We start from the raw sequence: 23400 nt of genomic DNA on the forward strand, positions 1-23400 counted from the left end.
TTCCGTTTTCCCCTTTCGCGTGTTACGCGTTTTGTCGACGATCAAGCAATACTGCAAACAATATAACTGCACCTTTTACGACGAGTTGGAAGAATGATGATACGCCAAGAAGGTTCAATCCGTTATTTAATGTTCCGATGATCAACGCCCCAATCAACGTCCCGACAATCCAGCCGCGACCACCCGCAAGACTCGTTCCCCCGAGAACGACCGCTGCGATGGCATCGAGTTCATACGACGTTCCTGCTGTAGGTTGTGCGGAATTGAGACGTGACGTCAAGATGATGCCAGCGAGTGCCGCAAGCATACCGGATAGCGAATAAATCATGATTTTGACTTTATTGACGCCAATCCCCATCAATTTAGCCGCTTCTTCATTCCCACCAATCGCATACGTATGACGACCAAATGTCGTCTTCTTCAAGATGAAGTAAAGGACACCGAATGCGAGTAGCATCGTCAATGCCGGCACCGGAATGATCCAGAAATAACCACGTCCGAGCATCTCAAACCAACCGGAATTCCCGAGACCTGTAATCGGTCTTCCGTCCGTATAGACGAGCGTCAATCCCCGATAAATGGTCATCGTAGCCAATGTCGCGATGAACGGTGCCACTTTTCCGTACGTGATGACCGCCCCGTTGAACGCTCCGAGAACGGCACCTGCAATCAAGCCGAGTGCAACGGCCATAACCGCATGTTGACCGTCCACCATCATGCCTGCCACCAGTGCAGAAGCGAGCGCCAAAATCGAACCGACCGATAAATCGATGCCCCCTGTCAAGATGACAAACGTCATCCCGAAGGCAATCAAGGCATTGATCGACACTTGGCGGAGTACGTTAAAGATATTATTTAATGATAAAAATCCTGGTTCGAGCGCCGTCACGACGACGACGATGACGAGTAGACCGAACAGCGGTCCTAATTTTTGTCCCCATCCGAGTCGACCCGGGCGCTTCAGCGAAGTTGTTGCTTTCAATTCCATATCATTGCCCTCCTGTCGCATACGTCATTACTTTTTCTTGTGTCGCCTCTTCTTTCGTGAGCGTTCCGGTTACGACACCTTCCCGCATGACAACGATCCGATCACTCATCCCAAGCACTTCCGGTAAATCAGAAGAGACCATGATGATGGCGACACCTGATTCCGCGAGATCGCTCATGATATTGTAAATCTCTTTCTTAGCACCGACGTCGACGCCTCGGGTTGGTTCATCCAAAATCAAGACGTCCGGTTCGACACCTAACCATTTACCGAGCACAACCTTCTGTTGATTCCCACCAGACAGCGACTTCACTTTTTGTTCCATCGAATGATGTTTGACCCGCAATTTTTGTAAGTATGTCTCGGCGAACGTCTCCTCCTGTTGCTTCGAGATGACCGATCCTTTTGCTCGTTTATCAAGTGTCGGGAGCGACAGGTTTTCTCTTAGCGAGAAATCGAGGAGTAAGCCCTCTCCTTTTCGGTCCTCTGTCAAAAACGCGATACCGTGCTTGATGGCGTCGGCTGGGGTCTTGATTCGAATCGGTTTCCCATTCAGTTTAATGACTCCCCCTTTGTGGGTGTCTGCTCCGAATAGCGCACGCATCACCTCGGTACGCCCCGCTCCCATCAATCCAGAAAACCCAACGATTTCTCCGGCACGAACGTTGAACGATACGTTGTGGAACCGGTTACCTATTAAATCATCAACCTCGATCACGACGTCCCCGAGCGTCGCGGTACGTGTCGGATAGCGTTCCCCAATTTCGCGACCGACCATATCGCGCACCGTTTCCTCAAATGAGGTGTCCTGAATCGTACGAGTTGAAATGGATTGTCCATCCCGAAGTACCGTGATTCGGTCGCATAAGTCAAAAATCTCTTCCATCCGGTGTGAGATATAGATGATGGACACGCCTTGATCTCGTAAGGCACGAGACACGGCGAAGAGCGCCTGGATTTCGCGATCTGTCAAGGCGGCTGTCGGTTCATCCATGACGATGACCTTCGCATCTGTCATGAGCGCCTTGGCAATCTCAATCATCTGTTGCTGACCGACCGATAAGTTGCGTGCCACTTCATCGACATCCATGAACACGTTCAATTCAGCCAAGTATTCTCGAGCACGTCTTGTCATCTCCTGCTGTTTGACCATCCCGAACGGTCCTGTCAGCTCTCGACCCAAAAATAAGTTTTCTGTCACCGTCATCTCCGGTAAGATATTGAGCTCCTGATGGATGAAGGCGATGCCTTCTTGCTCCGCTTCTTTTGGGTGCTTGAATTGACGTTTCGCGCCGTCGATGAGAATCTCACCTTCATCCTGCGCATGCAGACCGGTCATCACCTTCATCAATGTCGACTTTCCGGCCCCGTTCTCGCCCATAAGCGCATGAATTTCTCCAGGCAACAGTTCGAAATCGACTCCTTTTAAGACGGAGACTGGTCCGAACGACTTATAGATGCCTTTCAACTGAATATGCATCGAATCCCCCCTTAAAAAATGACCCCGGCGTGTAAGATGACGTTGGCGTAAGGTGTCGCTTCTCCAGTTCGAATGACCACTTTCGCTTTTGCGACCTCTCGTTTGAAATCTTCATGTGAACACATGTTGATGCTCGCGTATCGTTCTTTCAGTGAATCCGCAATCGTCGGGTTGTGTGTGAGGATTTCCTCAGCAATCGTGATGCGCTCTACGACCAAATCCGATTCGACGACATCGAGCACCTCAAGAAAGGAAGGTTCCCCGATGCGGAGACTAAGATCGACCCGCTTGACCCCGTCTGGAATCGGTAGCCCACAATCGGCGATGACGACGCGATCCGTATGCCCGAGGTCGGCAAAGATTTTTGCTAAATGACTATTCAAAATTCCTTGTTTTTTCATCACACGCGCTCCAATCGTTGTTGTACATCTTGTCGTGTCGGCATACCACCTTGTGCACCGAAGCCTTCGACACTCATGCCGGATGCGACTACGGCAAACCGTACGGCCGTCTCCAAATCGTCTTGTTCGATGAGGGAGACAGCGAGTGCACCGTTGAACGTGTCACCTGCTCCTGTTGTGTCGACTACGTTTGCTCGGATGGCTGGCACATGACGGACGTCTCGTCCGTCATGGAATCGAACGCCATGGACGCCTTCCGTGACGAGTAACTTGTTCGGATAACGTTTGAGAACATCATCTATGGACATTCCGTTGAATAAGTCACGGCATTCATGTTCGTTCGGCGTTAAATACGTGACGTCCTCAATCACTTCTGGTGGAAGCGGTTGAGACGGTGCCGGATTGAGTAGCACCGGAATCCCTTTCTCTTTACAGTAAGCGGTCACTTGTTTTACCGTCTCGATTGGAATTTCGAGTTGCAGGAGCACGAACGCCTGCTCGTCGAGAAAATGTTCGAGCTCCTCATCCGTGAAAACGACTCGTTTGTTCGCCGATTGGACGACGACAATCGAATTATCCCCTTCTGCTAATACGATATGGGCCGTACCCGTCACTTCCTCCGGTATGATCTGAACATGCGTGACATCGACCTCGTGTCGTTTGAAGTTTTCAACAACCTGTTGACCGAACGGATCACTTCCCACGCAACCGACCATCTGAACAGTGCCGCCTAATTTGGAGGCAGCGACCGCTTGGTTCGCACCTTTTCCCCCTGGAACGGTGCGGAACGACTCACCGATGACCGTTTCTCCGACTTGTGGCCGTTTGTCGGATGTGACGACAAGATCCATCGATATACTGCCAATGACAACAATGCGTTTCATTCTTTATCTCTCCTTCCGCTTTGTCGTGTGTCTTTCAAGTAACGTGACCGGTAATAACATCTCTTTCGGTCGCGTGTCTTTTTTCTCAATCAAATCGAGCAATCGTTCTGTCGCCACTCGCCCCATCTCATAGATAGGCTGGACGATGGTCGTCAGCGGCGGAGACGTCATCTCGCCTAATTCGATCCCGTCATATCCGATGACCTGTAGCTCTTCTGGGACACGAATGTCTCGACGGACTGCTTCCTGTAATACGGCGGCTGCAATCACATCGTTCGCTGCGAAAATGCCATCGAATGGCCAAGCATGGTCGAACAGCTCTTGGGACGCTTTCAATGCGTCTTTGAACGTGAACGTGGACTCGGTCATCCCGACGAGCTTCTCTCCCGCTACTTCGACAAATCCTTCGGTTCGGCGTTTGACCGTTTTGAGATGATCCGGTCCGGCAATGTGTGCCAGTCGTGTCGCACCACGTTGTAACAGCGTGTCGGCCGCCAACTTTCCACCCTCATATCCATCTGATACAACGGCGTCGATCCCCGCTTTTACGATTCGGTCTAGTGCGACCATCGGTAAATCCAACGTCTCATAATTCGGATTGTGCGAATGATTTGTTGTAATAATCAGGCCATCGACGTGCATCGTTTGCAAGGCGACTAAATACGTCTGTTCTTTTTCAAGTTGTTCATCCGTGTTACATAAGACGACTTGATACCCATGTTGATTGGCGACATCCTCAATCGCCCGAGCCAGCTGTGGAAAGAACGGGTTCGTGATATCTGGCATGATAAGTCCAATTAAATTCGACGATTTTTTATAGAGCGAACGAGCAACTCGGTTCGGCGCGTAATTCAGTTCCGCAATCGCCTTTTCGACCGCTTCTTTCGCCTCTTCGCTCACATATCCGCTTTTATTCATGACGCGTGATACGGTCGCCACTGAGACGTTCGCATATTTTGCTACTTGTTTGATGGTCGCCATTTGACATCCTCCGTTCTGGAAACGCTTACAAAACCATCTTAATGTGTAACCGGTTACATATCAAGGGATTTTTATGATTTCATGAAAAAACACATTGAAATCGTGCTTCAATGTGTAGAGAACGTCGGATTTAATTGGACATGGACGAGGTTTTCTACCGTTCGTCCGTCGAGTCGGGTCAATTCTTGTGTTTTCGTGAACGCATAAGTGAACCCACACTTCTCAACGACGCGTCGCGATTGGTCATTGAAGCTGAAATAGCCGCACCAAATCCGTTCTAACCCTAACGCTTCGAACCCAAATCGGATCATCGCCTGAACGGCTTCTGGCACGTAACCATTTCCCCAATAATCTGGACTGAGCACATAACCGATCTCACGCTGTGCATCATGTTGAATCGACGGGTCTGGTCTTCGGTCGTGTAACCCGATGCTACCGATCACTTGCCCGGTCTCTTTCAAGACGATGGCCCATACATCTGCTTCCTCGATAAACAGTTGAATGACGTCCCTTGTTTCTTCAATCGATTCATGAGGTGCCCAACCCGCCATCGGTCCGACTCGCTCATCTTTTGCATAATGATACATATCCTCTGCGTCCTCTAGCGTAAATGCTCTTAAGACCAACCGTTCTGTCTCCATCTTGATCATATAAATCCATCCTTTTCCTTCAAGTTGTTTCCTCCACCGACCTAATGGGAAACGTTAGGCGAGGAGGAATGAACATGCCATTTGACTATGATTTAAATTTTGATGAAATCGACTTCCGAAAACAACCCGAACTGTACCGGGTCGGTCGTGGCGAACAAGGTGTGCTACTCGTCGAACCGTATAAAAGTGAAATTTTGCCTCATTGGCGATTTAAGACGCCTGAGATTGCGAAGCAATCTGCCGAAGAAATCATGGAATTGTTTGAAGCGTATCGCGCGAACGACGATTTCGTCGGGATGGACATGTCCCGAAAGTTCATCCAAATGGGTTACACACGAGCCCGACGCTATGCCAATTATAAAGGTGGTCGTAAATATAAAGAAGACGGTGACCTCCATGAGCGCGAAATCGACGAAGAGAAGGCAGAGTCTGCCCGCATCTTCAAAACATATTGGGATCAACTTCGTGCCGATGAGGATTATTTGCGACGTAAAAAGGCACATCAGAAAAAATATGGTTAATCGCGTACCATCACTTGAAACGGAATCTCATTTCGCTCGAATGATGTGATGGTACGAAATCCAACCGTTTCGTATAGATGAATCGCTCGTTCGTTGAAGGAGGCGACCGTCAAGCGAAGCGGTTTGCCCCGTTCCATCGCTCTCTCCATGACGTATGTCACAAACGATTTTCCATATCCTTTCCCCGTCAAATCAGGTCGCATCCCCAACCCGATATCCGTAAATTCTAAACAATACGGATATGTCGAATTGGGCACTTGAGCCGGGGAACCGATGCAATAAAATCCAATCAGCTCATGCTCCTCTACAATCACCTGATACGTCATCAACTCGGCGATTCCCTCTTCAGAAGGCGATTGATTATAGAAGTCATAAGGAGCTCCATAGGTCCATTCTTGAATTTGACATGCCCATTCACGCGTCATCGGTCGGTGATGCATTCGTCTTCCCTCCGTACTCTTTTCACGATTTCTATGTAAAAAAGATGAGGTTGCCCTCATCCTTATTTTCGAGTCCATTCTGCCGTCATCGCTACGTCTGCTGCATGCATGAGATTATGAATTGGACAACGTGCCTCGACAGCCTTCCTTAATGCTTCGATTCGCTCATCCGATTCGGTCGTATCCAATACGATTTTCATATGTGTCGACTCAAAGTAAGTTCGGACACCTTCCATCCCTTGGAATCCTCGAGGATCGAGCGTCCCTTCTGTTACAAACTCGACCCCTTCATACTCAAAGTTCAAATCCTGGGCGGCATAGGCAATCATGATGGTCGTACAGGACGACTGGGCACCGAGAAGATACTCGAGTGGATTCGGTCCCTTGTTCGTCCCACCGAGTCGTTCTGGCTCATCCACGATAAATGGGGTGTGATCGCCTACACGCACAGTCGTCTTAACGCCTCCGGCTTCTCCTTCGGCGCGCATCGTTACTAATGGTCTTTCTGACATGTTGCATCCTCCTCTCCATAATCAAACACAACTATTTTCCCTTTATTTCGGACCATGTAACGCCTCGTCATAGATGGCGTAATCATTTTTTCCATCTTGCTTGATCTGATACATCGCCTGATCCGCTTTATGGATCAACGTGTCTAAATTTGTTCCTTGGTCGGGAGCATGACTGACCCCAATACTCGCACGGATTGGAATCGTCACATCGGACGTGTGGTAAGGGTTTTGATTTAACGTCATCTGAAGTTCGTGAATAAATGCAAGCACTTCCGATTCTGTTAAATCCACTAAATAAATATAAAACTCATCCCCGCCAACACGAGAGGCCAAGCCAATGTCTCGTGTCGACGCTTCCAGCAATCCACCCAAATGAGTTAAGAAATAATCTCCAATCTGGTGACCGTACGTATCATTGACTGCTTTAAAACCGTCCAGATCAATAATCAATAAAGACAGCATCGAGGAACTAAGCAACGCCTGGTCTGCGCGTTCATAAAATGCACGTCGGTTCGCCAGCTTCGTCAGTGGGTCATGATAGGCAAAGAATCGGATTGTTTGCTCGGCCTCTTTAAACGAGTGGACATCCCGAATGATAATCATCCCGTGAATCGTGCGGTCGATATCGACAAAATCACCATCGATGACGACGTAAAGCTCTTGCCCAGACTTTGTCATAATCTTCGTTTCAAACTCTATAAACTTTTTACGTGTCCGAAAATGTTGGCTGTAGTGTTCCATCCACTCTGCTTTTTTCTTTTCTGGCAACAAATCGATAAACCGTTCATTCACGACACGGACAGTATGAAATAGCGTGCGTGCGGCCGGATTCGCACTTTCCACCCTCCCATCCGGGTCAATCAACAAGATGGCGGATGGATTTAAATTATAAAGTGTCCCATATCGTTTTACATAAGAGGTTAAGAAGTCTAAACGATTCATCGCAACGACCAATGCTACCGCCCAAACAAGCCCCCCATACATGTATGAATAGGGTGGGATCAACCCACGAAATTGAAAGTAGCCGAATACAATATCCCATATTAGTACGGCATTTGCAGTCCAAAAAAGCATGCGCAATACGCGTTGGTGTTCTCTTCGTTCCGCACGCTTCAATGCATAAAAAATGAGACCAATAATCAATAGATGAAAAATGTTTCCGACGGTCAACGTAGTTAAATACGATGAGTTGAACTCAGGATAAATCCAAATGCCTACTTGTTCAAACTGTTGACTGTTGATGATATTCTCCTGACGGACATACGTCAACACAACAGGAATCAATGGTAAATAGACGACCCATGGATACAACCACTGCGGTGCCTTTGCGCCGACGCCTGTGATACTTAATATGAAATGAACAGAGAAGATAAAAATGAAAATCCCAGCGTTCCCAAACCAATAGGCAATGAGTGCCGGACTGTATTCAATCGGCGATAGATGGCGGACAAATTCAGCCAAGAAGAGCATCGAATAACCGAACACAAACAGGCTCAGCAAACGATGCTCGACTTTATTCGGATTTCGTTGAAAGACATCGAGTGCTAAAAAGCCGAGTAAAAATGACGGCAACAAATAGACCGCCAGATAAATGAACATCTCGGTCATGCGGAACCTCCTCACCTGTTCGTATTCTTCTATTTCGTTATCCTGCGTTCTTTTCCCTCTTTAACGCGACAAAAAACGGGATGGTTTTCTCATCCCGTTTTTGATGTCACACACTTATAGCGTTTCTTCGATTGGGGTATCCCCTTTGATCAAATCAATTGCTTTGTTCTGCACGTTTGAATGGTTATGAAGGACATGCACCAAGAATGATGCGACGTCTTCGCGTGGAATCTCTCCACTTCCCTCGAATTTCGTGTTCACTTTGCCCGTTCCCGCATCATCTGTCAATGCACCCGGACGAACAATCGTGTACGTGAGTCCACTCTGTTCGAGTAAACGATCTGCATGATGCTTCGCTACGTAGTACGGCTTCATCGAATCTGGCCAAGCTGAGCGATCCTCCGCTTTCAAGGCACTGACCATGACGAAGTGTTTGATGTTCCCGTTCGCTTGTGCTGCTTCGATACTCTTCGCTGCACCGTCTAGGTCGATCAAGAGTGTCTTGTCTGCTCCAGTACTTCCACCAGAACCTGCCGCGAATACGATAACATCCATTCCATCAATCGCTTTTTGCAAATCATCTACTGAACCTTCGAGGTCACCGAGTACCGCATTGTACCCTTTTGACTTAAAATCCTCGAGTTGTTCTTCTTTACGCACCATCGCCGTGACGTGATGCTTTCCTTCCTTGTGTAACTTCTCCACCAATTGATGGCCAATTTGACCGTTTGCACCGATTACAAATACGTTCATCTGTCTTCCTCCTCAAAAATGAATTCAGAGACAAGCGAAACGCCGGGTAGCCGTTGCTACATCCGGTGCAGAAGCAATGGCAGAAATGACGGCAACGCCGTCTGCCCCGTCACGAATGATTGAAGGCACATGCTCTGGACGAATACCTCCGATCCCCACAATCGGAAGCAGTGGATAGTGATGGCGAACTTGTTGAATCAGTTCCGTGCCACGCACATGTCCTGCATCCAGTTTACTTTGCGTCTCATGAATCGGACCAATGCCGACATAATCTGCAAATGGAAGAGCCGTTCTGACTTCCTCCATCGTATGGACAGACACCCCCAACCATTTATCTGGTCCTAGCCGTTCTCGAACCTGTTTGGCAGGTAAGTCGTCTTGTCCGACGTGAATGCCATCCGCGTCAATCGCGAGCGCCAAGTCGACGTCGTCGTTGATTATGAACGGAACACCCGTTTCTCGACACAGACGTTGGAGCGTCCTTGCCATCGCTTCTTTTTTATCTCCATACAATGCATCTTTACCTTTTTCGCGAAATTGAAAACATGTCACACCACATCGAAGTGCCGTTTTGACGGTCGCCACCAAATCGGACGCGTCCGTCGTTCCACACACAAAGTAAAGTCGAAGCTGCTTAGCGAGCGCTTGTTTCGTACAGAACGTCAACGGTAATCACCTCTTCTTTCGCTAAACGATGTCCCCAATGATTCGTCGGTCCATGCCCCTGTCCAATCGATAATCCATGTACAATCGCCTGATGAATAAACTGCTTCGCATCTACGACGGCTTGGCGTAGTGTCTTCCCATACGCTAGTTCGGCCGTCAATGCGGCAGAAAACGTACATCCCGTCCCGTGCGTATCTTTCGTTTGGATTCTAGGCGCTTTTACACAGAACGTTTCAGTCTCGCTCATAATCAAATCAACGGCCTCCACATCATCCGTATGCCCACCTTTGATAATGACGGTATCGACACCAAGTGCTCGAATCGCCTGTGCGGCTTTCATGCGGTCTGCCTCGGTTCGAATTTCCATTCCTGCCAGCACTTCTGCTTCAGGAATATTTGGGGTCACGATGGTCGCCTGTGGTAGCAGCTTCGTGCGCAGTGCTTCGACTGCACTAACTTGCAACAAGGAAGCGCCACCTTTCGCCACCATGACCGGATCGACTACTACATGTTCGAAACGATATCGTTCGAGCCCCTTCGCTACCGCTTCAATTCGTTCAGCGTCCACCAACATCCCGGTTTTACAGGCGGTGATGTTAAAATCATCCGCTACCGCATCAATTTGTCGGATAATCATTTCCGTGGAAATCGCCTCGATTCCATGGACCCCAAGTGTGTTTTGAGCGGTAATCGCAGTCAACACGCTCGTCCCGAATACACCGAGTTCTTGAAACGTTTTAAGATCGGCTTGAATACCGGCCCCTCCTCCTGAGTCAGATCCTGCAATCGTCAACACTTGAGGTCTCATGATGTCGACACCTCAATTCGATTCGTCGGGATGGTATGCTGTGCTAATTGATGGAGCGCATTTAAAAAGTGAATCGGGAAGTCTCCCGGTCCTTCAGCCCGTTCACTCGCCAACTCACCGCAGTAGGCATAACCTGACATGGCGGTCACCGTCGCTTTAAGGGCGTTCTTTTCGACTGCTAAGCAAGCCCCGACCACTGCACTGAGTAAACATCCCGTACCGGTCGTCTCGGTCATGCGTTTCGTCCCGCCATGTATTTCCATAACGACGTTCCCGTCACTTACCATATCTTCTTTTCCTGTCACGGCCACGACACATCCGTATCGTCTCGCTGCTTCAAGCGCCAATTGTCGAGGCTCGCATGCACCGTCACCAGCATCGACACCACGAGCCGCCCAATCGACGCCCATCAATGTCGCAATCTCTCCTGCATTCCCTCGAATGACCGATACACGAACATGACGCAAAATGCGTTCGACCACATCTCGTCGAAATGACGTCGCTCCGACACCGACCGGGTCGAGTATAATCGGGCATCCCGCTTCGTTCGCAGCCTGACCTGCGCGAATCATCGTCGCTTCCGTCATCGTTCCAAGTGTACCGATGTTAAGTACGAGCGCATCGCTCACGAATGTCATCTCCGCTACTTCTTCGATTGCATCCGCCATGACAGGAGAGGCGCCGATGGCGAGCAATCCATTCGCCGAAAAGTTCGCCACGACCGTGTTCGTGATATTGTGAATCAATGGCGCCTGCTGTCGAATCTCATTCCAAATCTCATGTCTCATTGGTTGACCTCCTGCGACAATGACCACGACTCAAGCGTCCAAGCCATTTCCCAAAAAGCGACTTCGTAATAGCAACTCTTCAAGAATAGTTTCGTATAGCGCACGCGCTCTTCTTCTGTCGCTTGACCAGCCAGTTCATCCAACCGATCAATTTGCTCTTCCACCAGCTCACGGAACCACTCCGAACCATACGTCGCAATCCAAGCTGAATAAATCGGATGATCAGGACGCTTGTCTTTAAGACGTTCTCCAATCTCGTAATACACCCAATAACACGGAAGGATTGACGCCAATACGTCCCCGAGAGTCGGTCCTGCCTGTTGCATATGAAGGGCATATGCATAAGCGGTCGGTGCTGGCTCAAATGTCGCCAATTCGACATCCGTCACGTTGAGCATCGTAAAGAACTCTCGATGAAGGGAGAGTTCCGCCTCAATCGTGTGTAGCGCATGCGTCAAAAAGCGGCTCGATAGTTCCATCGTTGGAGCGAGGGTTGCCCCTTTGGCCTGCACTTTTGAAAACTGATTCAAATAGTATGAGTCTTGCATGACGTAATGTCTGAATTTCTTCTCATCGAGCGTCCCTTCTCCGAGTGAACGAACAAATGGGTGATGAAAGCTTGCTTCAAACAATCCATCCGCCTCTTGACGTAAGTGATCTGTAAATTTCATAATAACTCCCCCTTATAAACTGATAAAAAAGACGCCGCCTCCCATAACGGAAGCGGCGTCTCGAACAATCATATCTAGGTGAAGCCATATGAGTCGTCTCGCCCACTTCCCTACGCTAGCGTGAACTAGATCAGGTTCGAAGGGTCTGGACCATGTCCATCTCAGCCGCGTGACGCGACTCCCCTAGTGGCAAACATTATGAAATTCAGTCGTCTTCGACCACATTCTATCAATCTTTTCATCAATTGCAAACCTTTTCTGATTCCGTTTCCTATTCTTCGTTACGGGAATGGGTAAGTGACTCTGTTCGTACTGAAAAGGATGTGTAGAGATTGAATACCATTTTATTGACGATTGCCTTACTGTTCATCAGTTTGAACGTATTTTGGTTTTTCAAACGTCGAACGTACAAGCAAACAGGATTTGATGGAAGATTGTTCACTCAGTTGTTCGTCAGCCTATTCGGTGTCATGTTAGGATTCACATTGATTTATTATGCACTGTCTCGTGATTCAGTCATTCTCGTGACTTCACTCGAATCCATGAATGCCGTCGAACCGACTTGGGAAAATTTATTGTATTTTAGCGGTGTCACTTTACTTTCGATTGGCTTTGGTGATTTGTTACCGGTCGGTTTAACCCGATTATTCGCTATCATCGAAGGAGCCATCGGTATTTTGTTACCGAGTGCCTTCTTCATCAAATCGATTTATCAAAAAGACAAGTGAAAATCTTCCTATCGTCCCGTGATGAGTAAAAACATATTAAATGCAACAAGACCAAGGGGAAGCATCGCAACCAGAATGATCGGCCATTTCTTTAGACGAATGCCGACAAAGAGGACCAGACTCCCAACAAGTAGGGCAATAAATGTCGTGTATGGATTCATGAAAAAACGCTCCTTTCTCTATAAGGAGCGTTTCCCGGCTCTCGCCGTCATTAATCGTTTGAATGTCGAAGTGTTGCACATGCGGCACGAACGCGTCTGGCTTCCTCTTCTCGAAACACGAAATCCCCTTGTTCGGCGACACGTTGTGCACAAAAGAAGAAGAGCGACTGCAACCGATCATGTGTATCTTCAATGGCACTCAACTCAGCTGAAGCGTATGTTGCCGTGAGCATCTCCCATAACTCTTCTGGCAAATGGTCGCGGATCCCGTCACCGGACTTCCCTAGATTCACGGAGAATTCCGTCGCATAGCCAATGTTCCACTCCATCATCTGACGGAGCATATTCCGCATGATATCGAGGTGGTCGAGCGCGTATAACACCTGGTGTCGCTTGATTCCTTTGACAACATAAAGTGACACCCACCAAAACTCATTCCAACATGCCGCATACTCGTCAGCAGACGGACGTTTCACGCGATACGACAGGTCAGAAGGCGTGACGACTGGATAACGGTCTCGGTCAAAGATAATTTGACTGAGCGAGTCGACTTCGAGCATGGTTTCAAGTTGATCCACACTCCGAATCGTCAAATCAATCCGATGTCCGTCTACATATTGCACTAAAAACGTTACATGTCGTCCGGAATCAGCCGTTTCAGGTGTCTGCATGATCAAGACCTCTCCAAACGTGTCAATCCATGAGCGATCGACCGCAACCGCTCGGACGTCTTCCACATAAAAGGCAAGGTCGACATCCTGATACGGGTCTGGTCGGATGTTCGGATTGACGAGTGAGCCGTTCAAGACGACCGTTCGAATCTGTTCACGTTCTTTTGCGAACGCAGTCAACTGCTCAATGATTTGTTCTGGTTTCATTCTACAATCGCCCCCAATGAGCGCGCGACTTGAATCGCCTGCATCGCGTCTAGTTTTGTTTGTTGTAACGTCACGTTCGAAAAATCAACCCCATCGACGAGCGCTCCTTTGAAGTCGGCACCACGGCACACCGCATGTTGGAGTGTCGCACGGGTCAAATTGGCCTGATGCCAAACGGTTTCGGTCAAATCGGCACCGTACAGGTCCGCCTCAACCAAGCGTACGTGGGACCAATCCATTTTTTTGAGCGACACGTGACGAAGGTTGACGAACGACCAGTCCCCCTCTGTTACAAGGACGCCTTCAAACTGACTTTCTTCAAAAGATGACCCGGTCATTTTACATTGTTCAAATTCACTCGTGAACAAGTTGGCACCATGAAACTGACAGTTCAAAAATGAACTCCCGACATGACGGGATGCATTCCATTTCGAATCCGTGAAATCACAGTTGATGAACTGACAGCGCTCCGTCTGTAGTTCCGTCGCATCGACGTATGTGAAGCGACAGTTCTCGAACGTGATGTGTGACAGTTCTTCGTCACGGAGTGTCACGTCACGGAAATCTTCATCTCGATAGTGTGTATGTGGTTGAAACATATTCCCCCTCCTTCAGGTATACTAGAACAGATTACAATGATTGGAAGTGATATAGATGGATCTCGTATTTCCGACTGAACACGGTGTTTTCAATTACCGCGTTGCCGGTATTTTTGTGAAAGACGGTCACGTATTGATTCACCGAAACGTCCGGGATGACTTTTGGGCATTACCCGGCGGTCGCGTCACGCTCGGTGAAGAGGCTGCCACGGCGCTCGCACGCGAGTTGCATGAAGAATTGAACATGCGTGTGACCGATACCTCATTCGCCTTCGTGCACGAGAACTTGTTTACCTATAATGACCAACCGTTTCATGAGATTGGACTATACTTTTATGTAAATGGTGACCTCCCGCTCCAAGACGGAGATTTCTCCGGTCCTGAAGGAGACCACCTCATTTATCGTTGGCAAAAGCTTGACCGTCTTCAAGACGTCACGCTCTATCCGGAAATACTTGCTCAACTACCAAATCGCTTGCCAGCTCATTCACTCAATCCGGCTTGAACGTAGAGAAGCGATTTCAACTCGTTTAAATGTCGAATCTCATACGTTGACTCAATCGTCGCAGCCACTTCGTTCGGATTGAACCAGCACGTATCCAAACCATACATCCGCCCACCGGCGATGTCTGCCGTGACCGAGTCACCGATAATCAAACCTTTCTCTGGCGCTACATTCGGGATTCGGTCGAAGACGTAGTCGAAAAACGGTTTCATCGGTTTTTGCGAGCCGGTCGCATCCGATACGAAGACATCTTGGAAGTACGGCAATAGTCCAGATGACTCTAACCGTTTGAATTGCGTCTCCGTCACACCGTTTGTGACGATATAGAGCGGATAATCGTTGCTCAGCTTTCGCACGACCTCCAAAGCACCATCAACCATGTGCACGCCTGCATGTAAATAGTCTCGATATTGCTGTTCGACATATGGTCCATCGACCGTGAGACCGAGCGAATCGAACAGTTTCGTGTGACGACCGATGAGCACTTCTTCCCGGTCCACTTCGCCGCGCTCAAACGCACGCCACAGGCCCGTGTTGATGTCGACATAGCGCGACTTCACTTCATCCGTCATCCGGACGTTGTAGGATGCAAGTAACTGTTCCAAGGCGACATGTTCACTTTGTTTAAAATCTAGTAGTGTGTCATCAATATCAAATAAAATCGCTTCATAACGTTTCATATTTCTTTCTAACCCCTCTCTTCGTCTTAACTGTACAGGAAGTAGAAACGAACATCAAAAAAGGGAGATATGCCGTATCCCCCTCTCAATGTCTATTAGATGACTGGTTTGATTTTTGAGCTCCATAATTAATCAATATCACGAGTACCCCAATCAATATCGCGACCGACCATGCGTGAACAACCCCACTGAGCGTTAACGGCTTGAAGAAGTATCCCCAATCGTTCTCAAACAAGTAGGCCAAATAAACCGACACACCATACGATCCAAGCAAGAAAGCTAATACAAAGCGTATTTGCAAATGCCTCAAAGATTGTTTTGTTACCCACCAAATGATCATCGGTACAATCAAATATCCAAATGGAAAACCCAATACATAATCCATTGCCGCCACAAAAAATGCCCAAGGCACGAAGAGGAATAAACTCACACAGCAAGTTTTCATCGTCTGCTCCTAAACTTGTTGAATTTACTTGATTCAAGTTTACCAAATCCAAAACATTGACATGTTTATTTTTCTAAAACAAGTGAATACTTCTTATGGTGAAGAAAAAATAAAGGAGTGTTCAAATATGCATACAGATTTTACGAACATGTACATCAATGGTGAGTGGGTAAATGGATCAAGTGAAAAGTCGATCGACAACGTTAATCCGTTCTCGAACGAGACTCTCTTCTCGATTCGATCAGCGGATGAAGAGGACTTGAATCGTGCTTATGAAGCAGCGAAAGCGTCTCAGACGGACTGGGCCGACATGCTTCCACAAGCACGCCGTGAATTGATTGAGAAGTTTGCCCAGCTGACGATGGACAACAAAGACTTTATCGTCGATTGGCTCGTGAAAGAGTCCGGTAGTACACGCATCAAAGCAGAGAGTGAGTTCGCCGCATCAATGGCCATCATCAAAGAAGCCGCAACATTCCCTTTCCGTATGGATGGGCTCATCAAACCATCGATCGTGCCGAATAAAGAGAACCGGGTATATCGCAAACCACTTGGGGTCATCGGCATCATCAGCCCATGGAACTTCCCGTTCCACTTGGCTGTCCGTTCAATCGTGACAGCTCTCGCGACGGGGAATACGGCCGTCGTCAAACCGGCTACGGCGACACCAGTCACGGGTGGTCTCCTATTCGCATCCCTCTTCGAAGAAGCAGGACTTCCAAAAGGTGTGCTCAACGTTGTCGTCGGACGAGGGTCTGAAATCGGGGACGCCATCGTCGAACACCCAATCCCGCGCCTCATCTCGTTCACAGGTTCGACCGAGGTCGGTCAAGGGATTGCGGAAAAGGCAGGTCGTTTGTTGAAGAAAACAGCACTTGAACTCGGTGGGAATAACGTGTTTGTCGTTCTCGATGATGCCGACCTCGACCGTGCCGTCGAATCAGCCGTCTATAGCAAGTTCTTCCACCAAGGACAAATCTGTATGTCGACGAACCGAATCCTCGTCGCCGAGTCGATTCATGACGAATTCGTGGAGCGCTATGTCGAGCGCGTTAAACAGTTGAAAGCGGGTGACCCGAATGAAAAAGATACGCAAGTCGGCCCGCTCATCGACCATGACCAAATCGATCGTATCTTAGAGCAAATCGAGAAAACGGTTGATGCCGGTGCGACCGTTCATACTGGCGGGACAGCGGACGGCAACGTCCTCGAACCGACCGTCCTCAGTGGCGTCACGAATGACATGCCGCTCGCGAAAAACGAAATATTCGGTCCGGTCGCGGTCATCCTTTCGTTTAAAGATGACGAAGAGGCTGTTCGTCTTTCGAACGAATTACCGTACGGATTGAGCGGTGCCGTTCATGGCTCGGTTTACCGTGCAACCAATTTTGCACGAAAAGTCGAAACTGGCATGATTCACGTCAACGATCAGTCGGTCAACGATGAACCGCACATGCCGTTCGGAGGCGAGAAAAACTCTGGTCTCGGACGCTTCAACGGTGAATGGGTACTCGAAGAGTTCACGACGCTTCAATGGGTGTCCATCATGCATGAACGTCGCGAGTACAAACCGTTCTTCTCGTAATACAAAAAGTGTTTCGGCAACTCGCCGAAACACTTTTTTAGATTTTCTTCACGAACTCCGACTTCAGTTTCATCGCACCAAGTCCCTCGATTTTACAGTCGATATCATGGTCACCTTCCACGAGTCGAATCCCCTTCACTTTCGTTCCTTGTTTGACGACAAGCGAGGTTCCTTTCACTTTCAAATCCTTGATCACGGTGACAGTGTCTCCGTCTTGAAGCGGGTTTCCGTTCGCATCTTTGATTTGTGACGCTGCTTCTGCTTCTGCCGCCTCACTCGGTGACCATTCATAGGCACATTCTGGGCATACAAGCAACGGGCCATCCTCGTACACATAAGATGATTGGCATTTTGGGCAATTCGGGTACTCAGTCATTCTATTTCCTCCATTCGATTCACTCGTTCCAGTATATCGTATGGTGGCTCCATCTTTCTAGACCGTTCACTCTTCGGTAGGCGATGCAGGACCTTCTAAATCAAGTTGATAAAACGATAAATCGAGCCATTTGCCGAATTTATATCCGGCATTTCGAATCGTACCGGAATGAACGAATCCAACTTTTTCATGCGCACGGATACTCGTCACGTTCGATGCGTCAATTCCACCAATCACCGTTTTCATTCCTCTCACTTCGGCGATACGGATGATTTCTTTTAACAGTTTGTTGCCAATGCCTTTCCCGCGGTAACCGGGATGCACGTATACAGAATGCTCGACCGTATAATGGTACGCTGGCCACGGACGGAACGGACCGAACGTCGCAAACCCCATGACGACGTCATCCTCTACCCATACGATGATTGGACAATCTTGCTCTTTCTTCTCCTCATACCATGCCACTCGATTCTCGAGTGTCACCGGTTGATAGTGATAGACGGCCGTACTGTTTACAATCGCATCATTGTAAATATGTAAAATCATTTGAAGATCATCTCGTCGACAATTGCGAATCATCCCCATACCACCTTTTCGTTTTTTTCATTATACGAATCCCCTCTTCAAAAGACACGAAAAAAGTGACCGGTCCCATCAACCGGTCACTCAAATCATGCGGCCAAGCGGTCACACATTGAGGTGCATTCTGTACAAACTCTTGCGCATTCCTGGCAATGTGCGTGCTTATGTTTCCCGCACTCCTGTGCGCATGCTTTACAGATGACTGCACACGCTCGCGCGAGTTCAGGAACGAATGCCGAATCACGCGTCATCGCTTCCGCAAGAAACGCACAGGCAGCGGCACATTCCCGATCCAGTCGGATACAATCAACCATCATCTGTACATCTTTTTCTTCTAAACAAGATTCCAGACAATAGTTGCACGTTTCCACACATTCGTGGAGCATTTCGAGTTCGTTCGCATAGATACGATGAGCCATACATCATTCCCCTTTCGTTTCTTCTGCAATTTCGGACACGTTACTCCTGTTCCCTAATCGGTAAAAGAAAAACGACCCGGCTCAAGAATCCGGATCGTTCACGAACCTGCGATACAAGTAAGCGATTCGATTCAGTAATGTCTCGTCATATTGTTTCGGCATGAAACGATAGCGATATAATCGATACATTCGTTTCAAGTCTTCCCACTGATGATCGATTTGTTGCCCTTGTCTGAAGCGTGCCAAATCAATCAAGAATATCTGTCCGTTTGGCGTCAAAATGATATTACGCAAGTGGACATCCGATGGTGTCAGTCCTAGTAAACGTGCCTGTCGAAGCGCTTCATCCACTACCTCGATGTAAGAAGGGTCAATCCAGACGCCTTCCGTCAGACACTCAAACAGCGTCTTTCCTTCGATGTAATCCATCACTAAATATGACGGACCAGAATCATAGCACTTCGGAAAGTAAGGGAGTCCCTTAAGTTTTTCATAGATTGCTGCCTCTTCGGTTGCGATTTGTTCATAACCTGGAAAGAACACTTTAATGACACGATCCTTTTCCTTTAAACGAAACACGGCCGCACTTCGTCCAATCCCATGTAAACGAAGATCTGGGTGCATCGAGGCTACCTGAAACGAGTCACCCACCTGTTCGAAGGTGACGTCCGCATATTGTTCATAGTCACTCATCTGTCACGCCTCTTTCCTATTTCTCTTCCCTCTCATCATAGCGCATACAAGCTCATTTGACGCCAAAACTGCTTGAGTAGGTGACAAGTGACGTCCATTCTCGTAAGACGTATAATGAAGAGCGACTGACAACCAAGGAGGAGTTATTATGCAACGTATCGCTTTGACAGAAGAATTATCATTCTCACGCATCGTCCATGGGATGTGGCGGCTCGCTGATTGGGACATGACCCCACAGGAACGCCTCACATTCATCGAACAATGTCTCGAGCTTGGCATCACGACATTCGACCATGCAGACATTTATGGGGGTTACACATGTGAAGGTTTATTTGGAGAAGCCTTAAAGTTAAAGCCTGAACTCCGAGACCAAATGGAGATCGTCACAAAGACAGGAATTAAATTGACGGGGTCATTTAACCCAGGTCAAACACTCAATTATTACGATACGACAAAAGAGCATATCATCGCGCAAGCAGAGCGTTCGTTAAAAGAGTTGGCCATTGACCACATTGATACATTACTCATCCACCGTCCAGATCCGCTGATGAATCCGGATGAAGTGGCCGAAGCCTTCATCATCTTGCGCGATAGTGGTAAAGTACGTGAGTTCGGTGTATCTAACCATGTTCCGGCTACACAGAACTTGCTTCAATCTCGCCTTCCATTCCAACTTGTGACGAATCAACTCGAACTCTCTCCGATGCAATTGAAACATTTTGAGGATGGATCGGTCGATTTGTGTCACGAAAAACGAATGCCACTTATGGCTTGGAGTCCACTAGCCGGTGGTCAACTCTTCGAAGATGAACAGTATGCACCCCTTCGTGAAAAACTCGAGGAAATTCGTGCACGTCACAATGCAAGCGGAATTGACTCGATTGTGTATGCATGGCTCGTCAAACACCCTGCGAACATTATGCCGATTATCGGATCCGGAAAAATTGAGCGCGTTCAGACAGGAGTCGACGCCCTTCAAATCGACCTCACTCGTGAAGAATGGTTCGAAATTTTGAAGGCGGCACGCGGTCGAGATGTTGATTGAAGGAAACTTCATCAAATAAATCCCACTGAATTATAAAGTGATAATTTAGAAGAATAATCGGCTTTTTTCAATGTCTCGTAATATCAACGTTTTTTCGTCAAAAATCGACATACAAAAAAAGTTAAAAAGTAAAAATAAGTCATAAATGGTTTTATCCCCCGTCCAGTTCAAGTTGGACGGTTTTTTTGATTTTTTTTCGAAATAACAAATTAATTTTCCTAAGACTAAAGTCACAAAAAATTGGTGCTAGAATGGTGAAAGTGATTCATCGAAGGAGAGTACCGATGTGAAAAAGTACCTGATTTTCAGTACCCTCGTCATCCTGTTTTTCTTATTCGGATGCGAGGAAGAACGCGCACTCCGACTCCAACCCGCTCCTGAATATTATCAAGGACGTGCCCTGTTACCAAACGGACAACAAATTGAAATGCCCGAATCGGATCGTGCAGCGATTATCGAGTTATGTCAGCCTGACAACGCGATTCAAAGAATTCCAAGTGGTGAAAGACATTGGCTCGGGACGGTCACATTGAACCAACCATTGACTGATGCCGCCACCGAATCTTCTTTTCCAACCGCAACTTTTTTCACTGTCGAAAATAAATCATATGTCCAATGTCAACTCGATTCCGTCACATATGCCACCGAAATTAACACGCTTCCTGAAAGTTTAAACGATGTTCAATATACGGCCGAACCTTATCCGGATGTTCCGAAATTCCGATTTGCTGAGCCCCATGAATATGAGCATTTCGCACAAGAGATGAAAAAGCCGATAGGTAATGAGCCCTATCCAGAAAGAAAAGGGATCGAGCATACACTTTTCCATATCACGATGCCTTTCAGTGGTGAATTTGAACTGACCTTTACATCGTCCGAAGCCAAAGACCGCCTCGTCATTCCTGTCGAATCAACAAGGCATCCCTATTTGTCACTCGGGCTCGGGACAGAAAAGTCTGATGAGGTGTTACAATACGCGATTTATACGAGCCGAGATCAAAATGACTATCAAGAAGTATTGCGACCGAAAGAAGCGCATATTTCACAAATGTTCGGAGCCAAAACAGCTCCGCAACTCCCTTCGGTTCTTGTACCGGGTCACGAGTATCCACTCTACAGTTTTACGTTCATGAAAAACGGAACGGCCCATCGTCAGAACGTCTCCTTGACGTATCATGAACCCAAGTTGTTGTATGGAAAAGAATTGAGTGAACAAATTCACGACAAATTAAGTAGTCAACGTCATGTCATTTTTCATGACTTGGCACTCCTTGGAACGGAATCAAAAGATGCCTCCTTCCTACAACATGTCGGTCAAGATGAAATGGAATTTATTTTTGGCGCCATCAAACGAGCTAACGCGACCGCCTATGCAGGCAAGACCGCTTCCACACCTTATGTGACCCTATTTCAAGGGATATGCGCCCAAACGTTTGATGTTAGCTATGATGGTGCAGATGTGTACGTGACCAATTCAGAGACAGGCGCCCATTTTAAGCTACTACGTGAGGATGCCATCAAGTGGTATAACCTGTTTGAACAAAACACTTAATCTGACAGATGCGAATGCGTCTGTCTTTTTGCATATTCATGAAGCAAATATAGTACGATGAGACACATTTTTTGGGAAGATAGGAAGGGAAAGGAGTGAATTTTTGTGACAAATCCATTTATACGTGACGTGAACCATCATTGGCGCGTTTCCTATCGACAAAACGGGTATCCCCATGTGCAACAGGGCTGGGTGTTACCTCCAGAACAAAAAGAGGAGTTCGATCCATTTATTTTGATGGCAGAAGACTGGTTCAAGCGTGGGACGTTTTCGGACCATCCCCATCGTGGGTTTCAAACAATCACGTATGTCATCGATGGTCGTCTAGAACATATTGATAATCATGGGGGACATTCGATTTTGGACGCCGGTGATGTTCAGTATATGAACGCCGGATGGGCCGCTAGACACGCCGAAGAAGCGGTTGACGATGATTTGATCCATACGCTGCAGCTCTGGTTGAATTTGCCGCAGTCGTTAAAAACAACAACCACTTCCTATCAGAACGTATACGTCGAGGACGCACCCCTCGTTCCTTTCGACGGCGGGCAGCTTCGTGTCTATTCCGGCGAAATTGTGGGTGTAAAAGGGCCGATGGAAAGTCTCGTCCCCATCACGATGACAGAAATAACGCTGAAAGAAGGTGGCGAATACGAACACATCTTGCCTGCGAATCATAACAGCTTTTTGTACGTACTCGCTGGTTCAATTGAAGTTGGGTCTTCCAAAATTCCGCTCAGTAAAACTGATGTGGCGACACTGACGTTCGATGAAACATCTGAAGCGATGAGCACACTTCAACTGAAGGCCACGACGCGTACACGGGTGCTCATCTATTCCGGAAAACCGATTCGCGAAGACTATATTGCGCATGGTCCATTGGTGATGAACACGGAAGAAGAAATCCGCCAAGCTTTCCGCGATTATCATAGCGGCAGGTTCGGTCCCCCAGCCGTCAAATAAACAAAGGGAGTCTCTCGACTTGAGAGCTCCCTTTTCTG

Annotated in this window: 30 protein-coding genes and 1 riboswitch; of the genes, 7 read left to right on the top strand and 23 right to left on the bottom strand. The window is 47.8% G+C overall.

Going from position 1 to position 23400, the window contains the following annotated elements; genetic code table 11:
• Positions 1-22 precede the first annotated feature (22 nt).
• From F3H97_RS10875 to F3H97_RS10900, 6 genes are all read right to left on the bottom strand, one after another.
• Positions 23-988 (bottom strand): ABC transporter permease subunit, encoded by a 966-nt coding sequence (locus F3H97_RS10875; RefSeq protein ID WP_159563085.1) that lies wholly within the window; start codon positions 986-988, stop codon positions 23-25.
• A 1-nt stretch (position 989) separates the two neighbouring features.
• On the bottom strand, positions 990-2468 hold the full coding sequence (locus tag F3H97_RS10880; RefSeq protein WP_196431380.1) for a sugar ABC transporter ATP-binding protein: 1479 nt from the start codon (positions 2466-2468) through the stop codon (positions 990-992).
• An 11-nt stretch (positions 2469-2479) separates the two neighbouring features.
• Positions 2480-2869, bottom strand: coding sequence for a D-ribose pyranase (gene rbsD, locus F3H97_RS10885; RefSeq protein ID WP_196431381.1), 390 nt, complete (start codon positions 2867-2869; stop codon positions 2480-2482).
• Positions 2869-3753 carry a ribokinase gene (rbsK, locus tag F3H97_RS10890; RefSeq protein WP_196431382.1) on the bottom strand — a complete coding sequence of 295 codons (885 nt, stop codon included), beginning with the start codon at positions 3751-3753 and terminating at the stop codon, positions 2869-2871. Before rbsK ends, rbsD begins: the two co-directional genes overlap by 1 nt.
• Positions 3754-3756: 3 nt before the next feature.
• A complete protein-coding gene (locus F3H97_RS10895) occupies positions 3757-4734 on the bottom strand; it encodes a LacI family DNA-binding transcriptional regulator (protein WP_196431383.1) in 978 nt (325 codons plus the stop codon).
• Positions 4735-4841: 107 nt separating this feature from the next.
• Entirely contained in the window at positions 4842-5384 is a 543-nt protein-coding gene (locus tag F3H97_RS10900) for a GNAT family N-acetyltransferase (protein ID WP_196431384.1), read from the bottom strand.
• Positions 5385-5458: 74 nt separating this feature from the next.
• On the opposite strand from F3H97_RS10900, the gene F3H97_RS10905 reads away from it, so the two are divergent.
• Positions 5459-5905, top strand: a complete 447-nt coding sequence (locus F3H97_RS10905) for a DUF4385 domain-containing protein (protein WP_196431385.1) — start codon at positions 5459-5461, stop codon at positions 5903-5905.
• On the opposite strand, the gene F3H97_RS10910 is transcribed toward F3H97_RS10905, so the two are convergent.
• The 8 genes from F3H97_RS10910 to tenA all read right to left on the bottom strand — a co-directional run bounded on the left by F3H97_RS10910 (position 5902) and on the right by tenA (position 12151).
• Positions 5902-6345: a GNAT family N-acetyltransferase gene (locus F3H97_RS10910; RefSeq protein ID WP_196431386.1), complete on the bottom strand. Its 444-nt coding sequence runs from the start codon at positions 6343-6345 to the stop codon at positions 5902-5904. The two genes, F3H97_RS10905 and F3H97_RS10910, sit on opposite strands and share 4 nt — an antisense overlap.
• A 62-nt stretch (positions 6346-6407) precedes the next feature.
• A complete protein-coding gene (locus tag F3H97_RS10915) occupies positions 6408-6857 on the bottom strand; it encodes an OsmC family protein (RefSeq protein ID WP_074035459.1) in 450 nt (149 codons plus the stop codon).
• Between the two features lie 42 nt (positions 6858-6899).
• Positions 6900-8465 (bottom strand): GGDEF domain-containing protein, encoded by a 1566-nt coding sequence (locus F3H97_RS10920; protein WP_196431387.1) that lies wholly within the window; start codon positions 8463-8465, stop codon positions 6900-6902.
• A gap of 114 nt (positions 8466-8579) precedes the next feature.
• Positions 8580-9218 (bottom strand): SDR family oxidoreductase, encoded by a 639-nt coding sequence (locus F3H97_RS10925; protein WP_078147808.1) that lies wholly within the window; start codon positions 9216-9218, stop codon positions 8580-8582.
• Between the two features lie 24 nt (positions 9219-9242).
• Positions 9243-9884: a thiamine phosphate synthase gene (thiE, locus tag F3H97_RS10930; RefSeq protein WP_074035455.1), complete on the bottom strand. Its 642-nt coding sequence runs from the start codon at positions 9882-9884 to the stop codon at positions 9243-9245.
• Positions 9853-10692, bottom strand: coding sequence for a bifunctional hydroxymethylpyrimidine kinase/phosphomethylpyrimidine kinase (gene thiD / locus F3H97_RS10935; RefSeq protein ID WP_196431388.1), 840 nt, complete (start codon positions 10690-10692; stop codon positions 9853-9855). The genes thiE and thiD overlap by 32 nt, the downstream gene beginning before the upstream one ends.
• Positions 10689-11480 carry a hydroxyethylthiazole kinase gene (gene thiM / locus F3H97_RS10940; protein WP_196431389.1) on the bottom strand — a complete coding sequence of 264 codons (792 nt, stop codon included), beginning with the start codon at positions 11478-11480 and terminating at the stop codon, positions 10689-10691. Before thiM ends, thiD begins: the two co-directional genes overlap by 4 nt.
• Complete coding sequence (gene tenA, locus F3H97_RS10945) at positions 11477-12151, bottom strand: thiaminase II (RefSeq protein WP_159563096.1); 675 nt, start codon at positions 12149-12151, stop codon at positions 11477-11479. Before tenA ends, thiM begins: the two co-directional genes overlap by 4 nt.
• A 90-nt stretch (positions 12152-12241) precedes the next feature.
• Positions 12242-12346: riboswitch (TPP riboswitch) on the bottom strand.
• 137 nt (positions 12347-12483) lie between these two features.
• On the opposite strand from tenA, the gene F3H97_RS10950 reads away from it, so the two are divergent.
• Positions 12484-12879 (top strand): ion channel, encoded by a 396-nt coding sequence (locus F3H97_RS10950; RefSeq protein WP_159563097.1) that lies wholly within the window; start codon positions 12484-12486, stop codon positions 12877-12879.
• A gap of 8 nt (positions 12880-12887) precedes the next feature.
• Here the strand turns inward: F3H97_RS10950 and F3H97_RS10955 are convergent, their stop codons facing one another.
• Genes F3H97_RS10955 through F3H97_RS10965 form a run of 3 tightly spaced genes read right to left on the bottom strand, consistent with a single transcriptional unit; the run spans position 12888 to position 14517 of the window.
• Positions 12888-13040: a hypothetical protein gene (locus F3H97_RS10955; RefSeq protein ID WP_012727577.1), complete on the bottom strand. Its 153-nt coding sequence runs from the start codon at positions 13038-13040 to the stop codon at positions 12888-12890.
• A gap of 50 nt (positions 13041-13090) precedes the next feature.
• The gene (locus F3H97_RS10960) at positions 13091-13918 is read right to left on the bottom strand and encodes an aminoglycoside 6-adenylyltransferase (protein ID WP_196431390.1); all 828 of its coding nucleotides are present in this window, start codon (positions 13916-13918) and stop codon (positions 13091-13093) included.
• Positions 13915-14517, bottom strand: coding sequence for a pentapeptide repeat-containing protein (locus F3H97_RS10965; protein WP_196431391.1), 603 nt, complete (start codon positions 14515-14517; stop codon positions 13915-13917). The genes F3H97_RS10960 and F3H97_RS10965 overlap by 4 nt, the downstream gene beginning before the upstream one ends.
• A 55-nt stretch (positions 14518-14572) precedes the next feature.
• Between F3H97_RS10965 and F3H97_RS10970 the strand changes: the two genes are divergently transcribed.
• Positions 14573-15022 (top strand): NUDIX hydrolase, encoded by a 450-nt coding sequence (locus tag F3H97_RS10970; RefSeq protein ID WP_196431392.1) that lies wholly within the window; start codon positions 14573-14575, stop codon positions 15020-15022.
• Here F3H97_RS10970 and F3H97_RS10975 read toward each other — a convergent pair.
• Together F3H97_RS10975 and F3H97_RS10980 are read right to left on the bottom strand one after the other, a co-directional pair.
• On the bottom strand, positions 15001-15702 hold the full coding sequence (locus tag F3H97_RS10975) for a YjjG family noncanonical pyrimidine nucleotidase (RefSeq protein ID WP_196431393.1): 702 nt from the start codon (positions 15700-15702) through the stop codon (positions 15001-15003). The two genes, F3H97_RS10970 and F3H97_RS10975, sit on opposite strands and share 22 nt — an antisense overlap.
• A gap of 227 nt (positions 15703-15929) precedes the next feature.
• Positions 15930-16184 carry a hypothetical protein gene (locus tag F3H97_RS10980; protein WP_196431394.1) on the bottom strand — a complete coding sequence of 85 codons (255 nt, stop codon included), beginning with the start codon at positions 16182-16184 and terminating at the stop codon, positions 15930-15932.
• A 90-nt stretch (positions 16185-16274) separates the two neighbouring features.
• Between F3H97_RS10980 and F3H97_RS10985 the strand changes: the two genes are divergently transcribed.
• On the top strand, positions 16275-17732 hold the full coding sequence (locus F3H97_RS10985) for an aldehyde dehydrogenase family protein (RefSeq protein ID WP_196431395.1): 1458 nt from the start codon (positions 16275-16277) through the stop codon (positions 17730-17732).
• 37 nt (positions 17733-17769) lie between these two features.
• Here F3H97_RS10985 and F3H97_RS10990 read toward each other — a convergent pair whose 3' ends face one another.
• The 4 genes from F3H97_RS10990 to F3H97_RS11005 form a co-directional block, all read right to left on the bottom strand.
• Positions 17770-18108 carry a zinc ribbon domain-containing protein YjdM gene (locus F3H97_RS10990; protein WP_031421951.1) on the bottom strand — a complete coding sequence of 113 codons (339 nt, stop codon included), beginning with the start codon at positions 18106-18108 and terminating at the stop codon, positions 17770-17772.
• 66 nt (positions 18109-18174) lie between these two features.
• Positions 18175-18687: a GNAT family N-acetyltransferase gene (locus F3H97_RS10995; protein WP_031421949.1), complete on the bottom strand. Its 513-nt coding sequence runs from the start codon at positions 18685-18687 to the stop codon at positions 18175-18177.
• A 92-nt stretch (positions 18688-18779) separates the two neighbouring features.
• Positions 18780-19109: a four-helix bundle copper-binding protein gene (locus F3H97_RS11000; protein ID WP_196431396.1), complete on the bottom strand. Its 330-nt coding sequence runs from the start codon at positions 19107-19109 to the stop codon at positions 18780-18782.
• An 81-nt stretch (positions 19110-19190) separates the two neighbouring features.
• Positions 19191-19802, bottom strand: a complete 612-nt coding sequence (locus F3H97_RS11005) for a serine/threonine protein kinase (protein ID WP_074035436.1) — start codon at positions 19800-19802, stop codon at positions 19191-19193.
• 148 nt (positions 19803-19950) lie between these two features.
• Between F3H97_RS11005 and F3H97_RS11010 the strand changes: the two genes are divergently transcribed.
• The 3 genes from F3H97_RS11010 (at position 19951) to F3H97_RS11020 (ending at position 23362) form a co-directional block, all read left to right on the top strand.
• A complete protein-coding gene (locus tag F3H97_RS11010) occupies positions 19951-20847 on the top strand; it encodes an aldo/keto reductase (RefSeq protein ID WP_196431397.1) in 897 nt (298 codons plus the stop codon).
• 286 nt (positions 20848-21133) lie between these two features.
• Positions 21134-22399, top strand: a complete 1266-nt coding sequence (locus tag F3H97_RS11015; protein WP_159563107.1) for a hypothetical protein — start codon at positions 21134-21136, stop codon at positions 22397-22399.
• Positions 22400-22504: 105 nt separating this feature from the next.
• Entirely contained in the window at positions 22505-23362 is an 858-nt protein-coding gene (locus F3H97_RS11020; RefSeq protein ID WP_196431398.1) for a pirin family protein, read from the top strand.
• Positions 23363-23400: the final 38 nt, after the last annotated feature.

It is taken from the genome of Exiguobacterium sp. SRB7LM (assembly GCF_015712685.1).
In the GTDB taxonomy this organism is placed as follows: domain Bacteria; phylum Bacillota; class Bacilli; order Exiguobacteriales; family Exiguobacteriaceae; genus Exiguobacterium; species Exiguobacterium profundum.